This is a genomic window from Ruegeria sp. EL01 (assembly GCF_900313035.1).
Classification (GTDB): domain Bacteria; phylum Pseudomonadota; class Alphaproteobacteria; order Rhodobacterales; family Rhodobacteraceae; genus Ruegeria.
Genome location: NZ_OMPS01000009.1, coordinates 178,634 through 193,420, shown reverse-complemented (window position 1 = coordinate 193,420; position 14,787 = coordinate 178,634). Strand labels below are relative to the sequence as shown.

Sequence of the window (14,787 nt, the reverse complement as noted above, 5' to 3'; positions counted from 1 at the left end):
AAAAGGCCAATGCGGCAAAAGCCGTTGCTCTGCCCTCGGCGGTACCCTAGTTTTGCGCAAAAGGAAGCACACAGTGATGACTGGGCAGGCAGGAACAAAAATGAAACTGATCCGCAACTCGATTGCCGCTGGGATTTTGACTTTGGCGGCGACCACCGCTGGCGCGCAGGACGGGACAGTCATCGTCAAAGATGACGAGGTCGGCGGCGTCTATGAAGGCACATTCCAGAATGGCCTGCGCCACGGAACCGGAACCTATCGCCTGCCCAGCGGGTTTGAATATACCGGACAGTGGGTCGAGGGCGAAATTCAGGGGCAAGGGGTCACACGCTATCCGGATGGCTCGGTCTACGACGGGACATTCGCCAAGGGGCAGCCTGAAGGGCAAGGCAAGATCATCTATGCCGATGGCAGCACATATGAAGGCGAATGGGCCAATGGCGCCATCAACGGCTCTGGTGTTGCCCAATATGCCAACGGCATGCGGTATGAAGGTGGCTTTCAAAATGCACGCCATCATGGCCAGGGGGTGCTGATCAGTTCCGATGGTCACGCCTATGACGGTGATTGGGTCGATGGTGTCAAACAGGGCAAGGGCAAGATCACTTACCCCGAAGGCGGCGTTTACGAAGGCGAGGTCGCAGCAGGACAACGCGTCGGTCAGGGTACGCTGACGATGCCTGATGGCATGGCATACACCGGGGCCTGGCAGCAGGACAGGATCAACGGCACCGGCCGCCTGACCCAGCCAAATGGTGACGTCTACGAAGGCGAATTGGTTGACGGCCGTCGTCAGGGGAAAGGCAAGACTACCTACTCCGACGGGGATGTGTATGAGGGCGATTTCGAAGATGACCTGCGCCACGGCAAGGGAACCTTCACCGGAACGGACGGCTTCATCTACATTGGCGACTGGAACCAGGGTCAGATCGAAGGGCTGGGTGAGGTCAGCTATCCTGACGGATCTGTCTATGTCGGTGATTTCAGGGCCGATCTAGCCGAAGGCAAAGGGCGTATAACCTATCCCAATGGCTCAACCTATGACGGGGATTGGATCGCAGGCGTCATTGAAGGCCGAGGTACAGCGACCTACTCCAACGGCGTGATCTACAAAGGCCAGTTCAAAAATGCGCAAAGCCACGGCAAGGGAGTTATGACCCGAGCCAATGGGTCGACCTATGACGGGGATTGGATCGAAGGCACACGTCAGGGTAAAGGCATGGCAACCTATTCTGATGGCACAGTCTATACCGGGGACTTCTTAGACGGTCAGCGACACGGTCAGGGCGAAATCGTTACGCCAGACGGTTTCAAATATACCGGCGATTGGTCCGAAGGTAAAATAACCGGTGCCGGAACAGCCACCTATTCGAACGGCGATGTGTACGAAGGCAACTTTGTCGACAACAAGCGCCAGGGTAGCGGCACAATGCGTTACGCCAATGGGCAAGAAGAATCCGGTGTCTGGGAAAACGGAGTTCTCCCGACCCAATCATCCAGCGACTCCAGCGCACCCGCCGCCGATCCGGAACCGGAGACTGCACCAGAAGGCGATCCAGACGCAGCTGCGCCCTCTGACGGCTAACTCCTCACCACGGCACGCGTTCTCTGCCCCATCGAATAGCTACCGGTATCCGCAGGCGTCGGTACCTCGGCCGCCCCCGACAGGTCCCGGGCATCCTCTTCCGCTTCGACGGCAGGAGCGCCCCAAACGTGAAGAGTTGAAATTTGGTTCTTTTCATTCTCGGCGGGCTCTGTATACATTCTGGTCCATGATCAACCACGCAGATATCCCTTTTGCCGACGCCGCGTTTCGCGGTGCCGACCTGCGTGGCCTACTGATCCTAATCCGCCTCTGAGCGTGCCATCCGGCGCGCCCGCTCAGAGGAGGACGGCTGCGCGCCACAGGCTTAGGACAGAATAGAAAGTGACCCCCATGACAAACGTAACCGACCAAGACCATGTCTTGATCTTTGACACCACTTTGCGCGACGGCGAGCAAAGCCCGGGCGCGACGATGACCCATGACGAAAAGCTTGAAATTGCCGAACTGCTGGATGACATGGGCGTCGACATTATCGAAGCCGGGTTTCCGATTGCCTCCGAAGGCGATTTCAAAGCCGTTTCAGAGATTTCTGAGCGGTCGAAGAACAGCCGCATCTGCGGCCTTGCCCGCGCCAATTTCTCCGATATCGAACGCTGCTGGGACGCGGTGAAACACGCCGAGAAGAACCGCATACATACGTTTATCGGAACCTCTCCGCTGCACCGTTCCATTCCGAACCTGACCCAGGACGAAATGGCCCAAAAGATCCACGACACGGTCAGCCATGCCCGCAACCTTTGCGAAAACGTGCAGTGGTCACCAATGGACGCGACGCGGACCGAGTGGGATTATCTGTGCCGGGTCATCGAGATCGCGATCAAAGCAGGTGCCACAACGATCAATATCCCGGACACTGTGGGCTATACCGCCCCTCTGGAATCGACCGATCTGATCAAACGCCTGATCGAAACGGTACCTGGCGCGGATGAGGTGGTATTTGCCACCCATTGCCACAATGACCTCGGAATGGCGACTGCAAACTCTCTGGCAGCCGTGGCCGGTGGTGCCCGCCAGATCGAATGCACGATCAACGGTCTGGGCGAACGCGCCGGTAACACCGCGTTGGAAGAGGTGGTGATGGCACTGCGCACCCGTAACGATATCATGCCTTGGAACACCGGCATCGACACCACCAAGATCATGCATATCTCGCGCCGCGTGGCGACCGTGTCGGGATTCAACGTGCAGTTCAACAAAGCGATCGTGGGCAAGAACGCTTTTGCCCATGAAAGCGGCATTCATCAGGACGGGATGCTGAAGAACCGCGAAAACTTTGAGATCATGCGCCCCGAAGATATCGGCCTGTCAGGCACATCGCTGCCCTTGGGCAAACACTCGGGCCGCGCCGCGTTGCGCGACAAGCTGAATACGCTGGGCTTTGAACTCGGGGACAACCAGCTCAAGGATGTCTTTGTCCGGTTCAAAGATCTGGCCGACCGCAAGAAAGAAGTGTTCGACGACGATCTGATTGCATTGATGACCTTGGACGAGGCAGATGACTACCTTCAGCTGGTGTCGATGAAAGTCACCTGTGGCACCGGCGGACAGGCTGAATCCACCGTCGAGATGGAAGTGGTTGGTAAGGATGTGATCGCGACCGAGCATGGTGACGGGCCAGTGGATGCATCATTCAAGGCCATTCGGGCGATCTATCCCAACCAAGCCCATCTGCAGCTTTATCAGGTGCACGCTGTGACCGAAGGAACCGACGCACAGGCGACTGTGTCGGTGCGCTTGGAAGAGGATGGCATGATCGCCACCGGACAATCTGCTGACACGGATACGGTCGTGGCCTCGGCCAAGGCCTATATCCACGCGCTGAATCGCCTGATCATGCGGCGGGAGAAATCCGGGCCCGGCATTGACGCGCGCGAAATCAGCTACAAAGACCTGACCTGACGACACGGCGAGGGCAAACTCTCCCGCAGCCGCAGCGGTTCGGCTACGCCGAACCACTTTACGGCTTTGGGCCCGGCACCGCGCAAATGCGCGGTGCCGGGCCCAACTCGATTGACTGCATCTCTGATGCGGGCAATCGGGGCGGGAGTGTTCGTTCAGTTGAATGTAGGGGTCAGATCTTTTCAAACAGTTCAGATAGCCTGTTCGCCTCTTCTTCCAATCCAAACGGGGCATTGACGATCAACATTCCCGACCCGATCATGCCGTGGCCCTGTCGCGCAGCGGGAAATGTCACCTCGTGGTGTAAAAGTCTGGGCAGGTGCAGATTGTTGAATTCAGAATTCATTTTCAAATGCCGGTTGTCGGTCAAAATCGGATACCAAAGGGCAATCACACCAACATTCCACTTGCGGTGCAATTTGTTGATAATACCTGGCAATCGGTCATATTCCGACTTCATCTCATAGCTGGGGTCAATCAACAGCATTCCACGACGGGGCGTGGGTGGCAGCAATGACTGGGCCAACTCATACCCGTCCTGTTTGTAAGCCTTGGCATTTCCAGATGTTAACACCTGCTCTAAGGCCGCGTGTTCCTGAGGATGCAACTCAGCAAAGTGCAGGCTATCCTGCGGCCTCAGCAGATTGGTCGCAATCAAAGGCGAGCCCGGGTAACAGGCCCCACCAAACCGAGACTGCGCTGCAGAGATAGCGCAGGCAAGCGGATGGTTTGCTTCAAACCAATCTTCGCGCTGAACCCTTTCAATGCCCGCCGCAGCTTCCCCGGTCTTGAGCGCCTCGTCTGAATCCAGACGATACAGACCGCGCCCGGCATGGGTTTCAACATAGCTCAGGGGTTTGTCTTTTTGCGTCAGGTAGGACAACGCCCAAGCCAGTAATGTGTGCTTTTGGACGTCGGCCAGATTTCCAGCGTGGTAAATATGTTGATATGAGAGCATGTTGCCTTCTAAAGTCCCTACCAATGAGGCGAAAAGGTGCTGATTACTGCAGAATCAGCCCTTTTACCGGGCGAGTTGGCACCCTATAAGTCATCCGTCCCGGAACCGTCGAGTCGCGGGCAGTAGAAAACATCTGACAGACAGGATCAGGGGAAACATGGGGATCTTTGACAATCTGGGCGGCCTGTTCACAGCGGACATGGCAATCGACCTCGGCACGGCCAACACTTTGGTGTATGTCAAAGGGCGCGGTGTGATCCTATCGGAACCTTCCGTGGTTGCATATCATGTCAAGGACGGTGTGAAGAAAGTCCTGGCCGTAGGCGAAGACGCCAAGTTGATGCTGGGCCGCACACCCGGGTCGATCGAAGCCATCCGGCCGATGCGCGAAGGGGTCATCGCTGACTTCGACACCGCCGAAGAAATGATCAAGCACTTCATCCGCAAGGTCCATAAACGGTCCACATTCTCGAAGCCCAAGATCATTGTCTGCGTCCCACATGGTGCAACGCCCGTTGAAAAGCGTGCAATTCGACAGTCTGTCTTGTCTGCGGGCGCGCGCCGCGCGGGCCTGATCGCCGAACCCATCGCTGCAGCAATCGGTGCCGGCATGCCGATTACCGACCCAACCGGGAACATGGTTGTCGATATCGGTGGCGGAACAACCGAAGTTGCGGTCCTGTCGCTGGGCGATATCGTATATGCCCGCTCGGTTCGCGTTGGTGGCGACCGGATGGACGAAGCCATCATCTCGTACCTGCGTCGCCAGCAGAACCTGTTGGTGGGTGAATCCACCGCCGAACGGATCAAAACCACCATCGGCACGGCCCGTATGCCCGACGATGGGCGCGGTCAGTCAATGCACATTCGCGGCCGCGACCTTCTGAATGGTGTGCCGAAGGAAATCGAGATCAGCCAAGCTCAGGTCGCCGAGGCACTGTCGGAACCTGTCCAGCAGATTTGCGAGGCCGTGATGACTGCTTTGGAAACGACTCCGCCCGATCTGGCCGCAGACATCGTGGACCGTGGTGTCATGCTGACAGGTGGCGGCGCCTTGCTGGGCGATTTGGACCTGGCGCTGCGCGAGCAGACCGGTCTGGCCGTATCAATTGCCGATGAAAGCCTGAATTGTGTGGCTTTGGGTACCGGCAAAGCACTAGAATACGAAAAACAGCTGCGCCACGCGATTGACTACGAAAGCTAAGGCGCGCACCCTCTGATACGAGGGTAGAATATCGGGCGCGAGCAACACGGGAAGGAGTCCTGTGGCAAAAGACCGATCACAGCGCGATGACTATACGACCCCCTTGCGTCGCTTGTTTCTGGGGATCGTTGTCCTATGCCTGCTGGGAATCTTTGTCGTCTGGCGTATCGACAGCCCGCGCGTAGAACGCTTTCGCGCGCAAGTTATAGATACAGTTGTGCCCTCGATGGAATGGGCAATGGTTCCGGTCACTGCCGCCGTCAATCTGGTGCGCGATTTCCAAAGCTACCAGAGGCTCAGTGAACAGAACCAGGAATTGCGCAGCGAACTGCGTCTGATGCGGGCGTGGAAAGAGGCCGCGCTGCAGTTGGAGCAAGAGAATGCCAGATTGCTGGATCTGAACAACGTGCGTCTGGATCCGCGCCTGACCTATATCACTGGCGTTGTGATGGCAGACAGCGGATCGCCCTTTCGGCAGTCCGTTGTGCTCAATGTGGGGGAACGGGACGGAATCGTAGATGGATGGGCCACGATGGATGGGATCGGGCTGGTTGGTCGCATTTCAGGCGTTGGCTCGGATACCTCGCGGGTCATTCTGATGACAGATGCGTCCAGTGCCATTCCCGCCACTATTCAACCGTCGGGGCAGACGGCTCTGATCGCTGGGGACAACACACCTTCTCCGGCTGTCGAGTTTCTGGAGAACCGCGAGCTTGTCCGTCCCGGCGACCGCGTGATTACCTCGGGTGATGGCGGTGTTTTTCCGGCAGGTTTGTTAGTTGGCCAGATTTCCGTCGACCCAGGAGGGCGGTTGCGCGTGCGCCTGTCGGCTGACTTTGAACGGTTAGAGTTTTTGCGCGTTCTACGGTACAACGCGGCGCCGTTTATTCGCGACACCGGGGGCATCGTCGGGCCGGAACGCCCCGAAGCTGCCCTTGCCCCAGGGGAGGCAGGTGATGGATGAAGCTGTCTCACACCTCTGGAGCATGCGCGCACTTTACGCCCTACTTGCTGTTTTCATCTTGTTTTTGCACCTGTTGCCACTGAATACGCAGCCGGATCGCTGGCCGTTTCCTGAGATTCTAATTGCAGTTACATTTGCATGGGTCTTGCGACGTCCCGACTACGTTCCGACCCTTCTTGTTGCAGCGGTCATGCTCTTGGCAGATCTGTTGCTGCAGCGACCACCTGGTTTGTTGGCAGCTCTGGTCATTCTTGGCACGTCTTATCTGCGTTCGGCGGCGACTGGGATGCGGGATGCGGGATTCGTCGGGGAATGGATATCCGTCGGAGTAGTGATCACCGCAATATTCCTTGCAAACCGGGTTGCTCTATCCCTCTTCTCGGTTGAACAATCCGCTGTCGGACCTGTGGTCATCCAACTGGTACTGACGATCATTGCCTATCCTGCGATTGTCATGCTTAGCCAAAGCGTATTTGGTGTACGGCGCATTTCCGCAGCCGATGCCAGTACCGTAGGATCCCGGGCATGAAGAACCGTCAAGCAAAACCCAAGGGCCTCGCCCATAAGCGTTTGCCACGCCGCGCACTGGTGTTGGGCGGGCTGCAGGCTGCCTTCATTGGCGGGCTGGCCGCGCGCATGCGGTTCATGCAGGTGGATCAGGCCGATCAGTATCGCCTGCTGGCGGAAGAAAACCGCATCAACATTCGCCTGATCCCTCCGACGCGCGGACGGATTTATGACCGGAACGGGCAGGTCATCGGTCAAAACACGCCGTCCTATCGCATCGTCATCGTGCGCGAAGATGCCGGCGACTTGGACGAGGTAATTGCAAAGCTCTCTGAGCTGATACCACTGAACGAGGACGAGATTGACCGCGCGCGCACCGAGATGCGCCGCTCAGCTCCCTTCCTGCCGGTCACTCTTGCTGATCAGGTGACTTGGGAAGATATCTCAAAGGTCGCTGTCAATGCACCAGCCCTGCCTGGTGTGACACCCGAAGTCGGTTTGACGCGCCAATACCCCAGCTACGAAGATTTTGCCCACATTGTAGGATATGTCGGCCCGGTCAGCGACTATGATCTCAGCCAGATCAATGACCCCGAACCGGTGTTGCATATCCCCCGCTTCCAGATCGGCAAAGTCGGACTGGAAGCCAAACAGGAAACCTCACTGCGTGGTAAAGCCGGAGCCAAACGGGTTGAAGTCAACGCGACGGGCCGCGTGATGCGCGAGTTGGATCGACAGGAAGGTCAACCTGGTGCCGACCTGCAATTGTCGATCGATGCCGACCTGCAGGAATACGCACAGGCCAGACTGGCTGGCGAAAGCGCTGCAGCCGTCGTTTTGGATTGTGAATCGGGTGATATCCGGGCCATCAGTTCGGCCCCTAGTTTTGACCCTAACCTTTTTGTTCGGGGAATCTCGGTCGCGGACTATCAGACCCTGACACAGGACAAATATCGTCCGTTGGCAAACAAAACCGTGCAGGGAACCTATCCTCCCGGATCGACCTTCAAGATGGTCACTGCTCTGGCCGCGCTTGAGGCCGGTGTGGTCGGCCCAGGCAACACGGTCTATTGCCCCGGTCACCTTAAAGTTGGCAGCCGTCGGTTCCACTGTTGGAAACGCGGCGGGCACGGCACAGTCGATCTGGGGCTTTCGCTGAAACGCAGCTGCGATGTCTACTACTATGATGTTGCTCTGCGCGTGGGGATAGACAAAATCTCGGACATGGCGCGCAAGCTTGGTCTGGGTGTGAAACACGACATCCCGATGTCGGCAGTGGCCGCTGGTTTGGCACCAAATCAGGAATGGAAACGGCGGGTTCACGGTGAGGAATGGCTGGTCGGCGACACCGCAAATGCCTCGATCGGTCAGGGATTCATGCTGGCTTCACCTTTGCAACTGGCCGTCATGACGGCACGCATCGCAACTGGGCGGGCTGTGTCGCCCCGACTGGTGCGTTCGGTCGATGGGATTGAACAACCCTCCGGCGCGGGTGAGCCATTGGAAATTAGCCGGTTCAACCTCGATCAAGTCCGAAAGGCTATGTTCTCGGTTTCGAACAACCGCCGAGGGACAGCCTATCGCAGCCGAATCATCGCCGATGAATTCCGAATGGCAGGTAAGACCGGCACAAGTCAGGTGCGCAACATTACCAAAGCCGAGCGCGCAGCGGGCGTGATCCGCAACAAGGATCTGCCTTGGGAACGCCGCGACCACGCTCTGTTCGTTAGCTTTGCCCCCTACGACAATCCAAAATATGCAGTCGCGGTGGTCGTCGAACATGGCGGCGGCGGCTCCAAAGCGGCGGCTCCTGTTGCGCGGGATATCATGTTGCAGACGCTCTACGAAGGAACACCTCCGCTCGAAGCGTATCCAGCAGGCGACCGCGAACGCATCAAAGAACAACAAAAACGGCTAGAGGGTGACCGTCGCCCCAAAGCGCGACCTGACGACAAGGATCGTGCATGAGTTATCTTGAATATGCCGTCAAATCCACGCCGTCCGGATTTCGCAAATTCTTCTACATGAACTGGCCACTGACGCTGCTGCTCATCAGCGCGGCCTGCGCCGGATTCCTGATGCTGTATTCAGTAGCAGGCGGATCTTGGATGCCCTGGGCCGAGCCGCAAATGGAACGGTTTGGCCTTGGCTTGGTGGTGATGTTCATCATCGCTTTGGTGCCGATCTGGTTCTGGCGGAACATGTCGGTATTGGCCTATCTGGGCGCTATCGCTTTGCTGATTTTTGTCGAGCTGTTCGGGACCGTCGGGATGGGGGCTCAGCGCTGGATTGACCTTGGGTTCATGCGCCTACAACCGTCCGAGGTGATGAAAGTCACGCTGGTCATGCTGCTGGCAGCTTACTACGACTGGCTGCCATCTTACAAAACTTCGCGGCCGTTGTGGGTGATAATCCCCGTTATCCTTATCCTGATCCCGACATTCATGGTGTTGCGCCAACCCGACCTTGGCACTTCGATCCTATTGTTGGCCGCAGGTGGCGGGTTAATGTTTCTGGCCGGTGTGCATTGGGCCTATTTCGCCGCGGTCATTGCCGCCATCGTCGGCCTGATTGCCACCGTGTTCAACAGTCGGGGCACCGAATGGCAATTGCTCAAAGACTACCAGTTTCGCCGCATCGATACGTTTCTGGACCCGTCCACCGACCCATTGGGCGCGGGCTATCACATCACGCAGTCGAAAATCGCTTTGGGGTCCGGTGGCTGGAACGGGCGCGGGTTCATGCAGGGCACGCAATCACGCCTGAACTTCCTGCCCGAGAAACACACGGACTTCATCTTCACAACGCTGGCCGAAGAATTCGGGTTCGTCGGCGGGATTACCCTCTTGGTGCTCTACACACTGATCCTGATTTTCTGTCTGGTAACGGCACTGTCAACCCGGGATCGGTTCTCGTCTCTGGTGACACTTGGCATTTCGTTGAACTTCTTCCTGTTCTTCGCCGTCAACATGTCGATGGTTATGGGGCTTGCTCCTGTCGTTGGCGTCCCCCTACCTATGGTCAGCTATGGCGGGTCGGCGATGCTGGTCCTGATGGCAGCCTTTGGCATCGTGCAAAGCGCCCATATTCACCGACCTCGTTGATCTGAAAGGCCCTCAATGCCCGTGAACGTCCTGTTTTCCGCGCGCCCTGCCCTTTGGCCTGTGTACGAACCACTGCTGACCAAGGGCCTCAACGACGCCGGGCTGAATTTTAGATTGTCGACGGAGTTTGAGCCGGATCAGGTAGATTATGTGGTCTACGCCCCAAATGGCGGTCTGCAGGATTTCACACCGCTTACGCGGCTCAAAGCCGTACTCAGCCTTTGGGCCGGGGTCGAAACCATTGCAGGAAATGAAACTCTGACCGTCCCGTTGGCGCGCATGGTGGATCACGGGCTGACCCAGGGCATGACCGAGTGGGTCATTGGCCATGTTCTGCGCTACCACCTTGGGATGGATAAACACATCAAAGTTCAGGACGGTGTCTGGACCTCGGATGTACCGCCTCTTGCCACCGAACGCAAAGTTTGCGTGCTGGGCCTTGGTGCATTGGGACAAGCCGTGGTAAAAGCTCTCTCCGCACTAAATTTTCAGGTCATTGGTTGGAGCCGAACGCAGAAAGAGATCCCCGGCGTGACCTGTCTGCACGGGGCGGACGGTTTGAAATCAGCGCTGTCCCAAGCCGAGATTGTGGTGCTGTTGCTCCCTGACACGCCAGCAACGGAAAACACGATGAATGCCAAAACCCTGGCGCTGCTTCCCAAGGGCGCCCGGATCATCAACCCGGGCCGCGGCCCGTTTATCAATGATGATGCCCTGCTCGACGCTTTGAACTCGGGTCAGGTTGGTCATGCGACGCTGGATGTGTTCCGTATTGAACCGCTGCCACCCGAGCACACCTACTGGGCACATCCCAACGTGACCGTCACACCGCATATCGCATCAGAAACCCGCCCGTTCACCGCCGCGCAGGTAATTTGCGAGAACATTCGCAGAGGCGAAGCGGGTGAGTCATTTCTGCATCTGGTGGACCGCCAGTTAGGCTACTGACGGCCCAGTTTTCTTACGCCGCGACCAACCCGCGCCCTTTGAGCAGCGCCTCTACGCCGGGCAGGCGACCACGAAACGCCAGATACAGATCTTCTGCCTCGCGCGATCCACCAGTCGACAGGATGTTCTCCTCAAGCGCCTTGGCCCGTTCCGGATCAAAGGCGCCTCCGGCCTCTTCAAAAGCCGCGAAAGCATCTGCATCCATAACTTCGGACCACATATAGCTGTAGTAGCCGGAACTGTAGCCATCACCCGCAAACACATGGGCAAAATGTGGGGTCGCATGGCGCATACTGATCGCCTGAGGCATCCCGATTTCAGCAAGAACCTCAGCTTGCTTCGCCATTGGGTCCGCTGGCGCGTCGCCGTCGTGAAACGCCAGATCAACCAAAGCCGAAGCAACGTATTCCACGGTCTGGAACCCCTGATCGAAGTTCGCGGCTTGCAGGACCTTCTCCAGCATTTCTTGCGGCATCGGTTCGCCGGTTTCCGCATGGGTTGCGAATTCGGCCAGAACTTCGGGCACTTCAAGCCAGTGCTCATACAGCTGGCTGGGCAGTTCCACAAAATCGCGCGCAACGCTTGTCCCCGAGATACTCTCATAGGTCACATTGGACAGCATCTGGTGCAACGCGTGGCCGAATTCGTGAAACAGCGTGCGCGCATCATCATAAGACAGCAGCGCAGGATCGCCCTTGGCAAAGTTGCAGACATTGATGACCACGGGGGTCTGTACCTTTGGAAATTTCGCTTGTGCCCGCATCGCACTACACCACGCACCAGACCGCTTTGAGCCGCGTGCAAAATAGTCGCCAATGAACACCGCAACATGACGCCCCTTCCGCGTCACCTCCCATGCCCGGCAATCCGGATGGTAGAGCGCTACATCCAGCGGTGCAAACTCTAAACCAAACAGGCGATTGGCGCAGGCAAACGAAGCCTCGATCATCCGATCAAGTTGCAGATAGGGCTTCAAAACTGCCTCATCCAAGTCGTGCTCGGCTTTCCGGCGTTTCTCTGCGTAGTATCGCCAGTCCCATGCTTCCAGCGGACCATTGATGCCATCGTCCTGCATCATCTGTGTCAAAAGACCTGCATCCGCATCTGCACGGGATTTGGCAGGCTCCCACACCTGCATCAACAAATCGCGGACGCGATCAGGCGAGCGGGCCATTTCAGTTTCAAGCTTGTACTCGGCAAAGCTGCCGTATCCCAGCAGCTTCGCCCGTTCCTGACGCAATGCCAAGATTTCCGCGGCAATGGCGCGGTTGTCGGTTTCGCCACCATTTGCACCACGCGCAGCCCAGGCGCGATAGGCCTTTTCCCGCAGGTCGCGACGCGGTGAGAATTGCAGGAAAGGCACAATCAGCGACCGTGAAAGCGTGACGATTGCCGCTTCCGCCCCCTTCTCCTGACCTGCGGCCCGGGCCGTGTCAGTGACGAAATCCGGCAGGCCCTGCAAATCGTCTTCGGACAGATCCATGTACCAATCCCGCTCATCCGCCAACAGGTTTTGCGTGAACGACGTACCCAGCGTCGCAAGGCGCGACTTGATGTCTTGCATCCTTGCATCGTCATCGCCCTGCAATGCGGCACCCGCGCGGACAAAACTGCGATGGGTCAGCATCAAGACGCGGGCCTGCTCATCGCTCAGGTCCAACTCATCCCGATGGTCCCACAAGTCCGCCACTCGCTGAAACAGCGCTTTGTTCGACGAAATGCCCGAGAAATGCGCCGACAGTTTCGGAGAAAACGCGCGCTGCAATTCTTCGCGTTTTGCGTTGCTGTCCGCACCGGCAATGGTGAAAAAGACCGACAGAACCTTATCTAGTTGCTCGCCTGCGGCCTCCAATGCTTCGACTGTATTGGCGAAGGTTGACAGCTGCGGGTTCTTAGCAATCGCATGAATCTGGGTGTTATGTGCCTGCATCGCCTGATCCAGAGCGGGGGCGAAATCATCATCCGAAATGTCAGCAAATGGGGCAATTTCGAAGGGCGTGGTCCAATCGGACAGGATCGGGTTGGTCATTCGGGTCTCCTTTGACCCTATAGCTATGCAGGCTTGATCAGATGATCCAGTGCGATCCGCAGTTATTCCGTTACGGTGCCACAAATTGGGCAATCGGCGCGGCGTGACAACGTGATCTTTCGGCTTTCGCCGTAAAGCGCATCATAGATGAGCATCTCGCCACGCAGGGCCATACCTGCGCCGGTGATCACCTTGATCGCCTCAACCGCCATCATCGATCCCACCACACCGGGTAATGGCCCGATCACGCCCGCTTCGGCACAGGACGGTGCCAGACCATCAGCCGGCGCTTCTGGAAAGATACACTGGTAACACGGGGCGCCGTTGGTCGGGTCAAAGATACTCAACTGCCCTTCCCATTGGGACAATGCCCCCGAAATCAATGGCTTTCCCGCCGCCACCGCAGTTCTGTTCGCCAGATAGCGCGTTTCGAAATTGTCGGTGCCATCGAGGATCAGATCAAAGTCAGCGAACAAGTCCAGCGCGATCTCTTCATCAAGGCGACGATGATAAGGCAAGACCACAACATTCGGGTTTTGTGCCTCCATCGCCTGCTGCGCGGAAAACACTTTGGGCATTCCGATATTGGCATCGCGATGGATCACTTGCCGCTGCAGATTGGCATTTTCGACGACGTCATCGTCGATCACCCCAATCGTACCGACACCAGCAGCCGCAAGGTATTGCAGCGCCGGTGCCCCCAACCCGCCAGCGCCGATCACCAGCACACGCGCTTTTTTGAGCTTTTTCTGCCCCGGCCCACCTAATTCACGAAGGACGATGTGACGGGCATAGCGGTTCAGTTCGGTTTCGGTGAAACGGTCAGACGGTGCGTCTGGCTTCTGTGCCGACGTTTGATCCGCACGTTTCCGTAGCGCCTTCAACCCTCGACCGTACAACAAAACCAACGCAACAAACCCCATCATCATCAGCCACAAGGCGGCAGATCCACCTGTTGCTTCACGCAAGGGATGCCCGTCCGGCAGGATCAGCTGCGCCAGAACAACGCCACCCAGCAGGACGCCAATCGACAGCATGCGCGCCGCACGAGACACACGGGCGAGATACCCGATCCCCCACAATCCAGCAGCGAGGATCAGAACCAACAGCATCAGCCGCGTCCGGTGGAGCCGAAACCACCTGCTCCGCGCTCGGTATCACCCAAAGCATCGGCCAACTCGAATGCCGCCTGAACGACCGGGGCCATCACCAGCTGGGCGATGCGCTCGCCGTGGGTCACTTCAAACCGTTCTTGGCCCGCATTCATCAGGATCACTCCCAATGGCCCGCGATAATCGCTGTCGATGGTGCCCGGCGTATTCGGCAGTGTGATCCCATGTTTCAGCGCCAGGCCCGAGCGTGGCCGGACCTGGACTTCGTACCCCAAAGGGATCTCGATCCGCAGACCGGTGGGCACCAAAGCGCGCTGACCGGGTTCCAACACAATCGGTGTGCCATTTGGCAGGTTCGCACGAACATCCGCACCGGCCGCCCCGGGCGTTTCATACCCGGGCAAAGCCACGGATGCGTCAGCGCCTTCTTCGCGGATCACACGAATTGCGACCATT

Annotated in this window: 12 protein-coding genes; 8 read left to right on the top strand and 4 right to left on the bottom strand. The window is 57.7% G+C overall.

Annotated elements, in window-relative coordinates; all coding sequences use genetic code 11:
• Positions 1-100 precede the first annotated feature (100 nt).
• Together D9K61_RS06695 and D9K61_RS06685 are read left to right on the top strand one after the other, a co-directional pair.
• Entirely contained in the window at positions 101-1,585 is a 1,485-nt protein-coding gene (locus D9K61_RS06695) for an MORN repeat-containing protein (protein WP_120632520.1), read from the top strand.
• A 351-nt stretch (positions 1,586-1,936) separates the two neighbouring features.
• Complete coding sequence (locus tag D9K61_RS06685) at positions 1,937-3,505, top strand: 2-isopropylmalate synthase (RefSeq protein ID WP_120632462.1); 1,569 nt, start codon at positions 1,937-1,939, stop codon at positions 3,503-3,505.
• 172 nt (positions 3,506-3,677) lie between these two features.
• Here the strand turns inward: D9K61_RS06685 and D9K61_RS06680 are convergent, their stop codons facing one another.
• A complete protein-coding gene (locus D9K61_RS06680) occupies positions 3,678-4,463 on the bottom strand; it encodes a 23S rRNA (adenine(2030)-N(6))-methyltransferase RlmJ (RefSeq protein WP_120632461.1) in 786 nt (261 codons plus the stop codon).
• 157 nt (positions 4,464-4,620) lie between these two features.
• Between D9K61_RS06680 and D9K61_RS06675 the strand changes: the two genes are divergently transcribed.
• The 6 genes from D9K61_RS06675 to D9K61_RS06650 all read left to right on the top strand — a co-directional run bounded on the left by D9K61_RS06675 (position 4,621) and on the right by D9K61_RS06650 (position 11,190).
• Positions 4,621-5,667, top strand: a complete 1,047-nt coding sequence (locus tag D9K61_RS06675) for a rod shape-determining protein (RefSeq protein ID WP_005978801.1) — start codon at positions 4,621-4,623, stop codon at positions 5,665-5,667.
• Between the two features lie 61 nt (positions 5,668-5,728).
• Positions 5,729-6,631, top strand: a complete 903-nt coding sequence (gene mreC, locus D9K61_RS06670) for a rod shape-determining protein MreC (RefSeq protein ID WP_120632460.1) — start codon at positions 5,729-5,731, stop codon at positions 6,629-6,631.
• On the top strand, positions 6,624-7,160 hold the full coding sequence (locus D9K61_RS06665; protein ID WP_174235082.1) for a rod shape-determining protein MreD: 537 nt from the start codon (positions 6,624-6,626) through the stop codon (positions 7,158-7,160). Before mreC ends, D9K61_RS06665 begins: the two co-directional genes overlap by 8 nt.
• Positions 7,157-9,106 (top strand): penicillin-binding protein 2, encoded by a 1,950-nt coding sequence (mrdA, locus tag D9K61_RS06660; RefSeq protein WP_120632458.1) that lies wholly within the window; start codon positions 7,157-7,159, stop codon positions 9,104-9,106. Before D9K61_RS06665 ends, mrdA begins: the two co-directional genes overlap by 4 nt.
• Positions 9,103-10,242 carry a rod shape-determining protein RodA gene (gene rodA / locus D9K61_RS06655; RefSeq protein WP_120632457.1) on the top strand — a complete coding sequence of 380 codons (1,140 nt, stop codon included), beginning with the start codon at positions 9,103-9,105 and terminating at the stop codon, positions 10,240-10,242. The genes mrdA and rodA overlap by 4 nt, the downstream gene beginning before the upstream one ends.
• A gap of 15 nt (positions 10,243-10,257) precedes the next feature.
• Entirely contained in the window at positions 10,258-11,190 is a 933-nt protein-coding gene (locus D9K61_RS06650; protein WP_120632456.1) for a glyoxylate/hydroxypyruvate reductase A, read from the top strand.
• A 13-nt stretch (positions 11,191-11,203) separates the two neighbouring features.
• Here the strand turns inward: D9K61_RS06650 and D9K61_RS06645 are convergent, their stop codons facing one another.
• The 3 genes from D9K61_RS06645 to dut all read right to left on the bottom strand — a co-directional run bounded on the left by D9K61_RS06645 (position 11,204) and on the right by dut (position 14,786).
• Complete coding sequence (locus D9K61_RS06645; protein ID WP_120632455.1) at positions 11,204-13,219, bottom strand: M3 family metallopeptidase; 2,016 nt, start codon at positions 13,217-13,219, stop codon at positions 11,204-11,206.
• Between the two features lie 62 nt (positions 13,220-13,281).
• Positions 13,282-14,331, bottom strand: a complete 1,050-nt coding sequence (locus D9K61_RS06640) for a molybdopterin-synthase adenylyltransferase MoeB (protein WP_120632454.1) — start codon at positions 14,329-14,331, stop codon at positions 13,282-13,284.
• Positions 14,331-14,786 (bottom strand): dUTP diphosphatase, encoded by a 456-nt coding sequence (gene dut, locus D9K61_RS06635; protein WP_120632453.1) that lies wholly within the window; start codon positions 14,784-14,786, stop codon positions 14,331-14,333. Before dut ends, D9K61_RS06640 begins: the two co-directional genes overlap by 1 nt.
• Position 14,787: the final 1 nt, after the last annotated feature.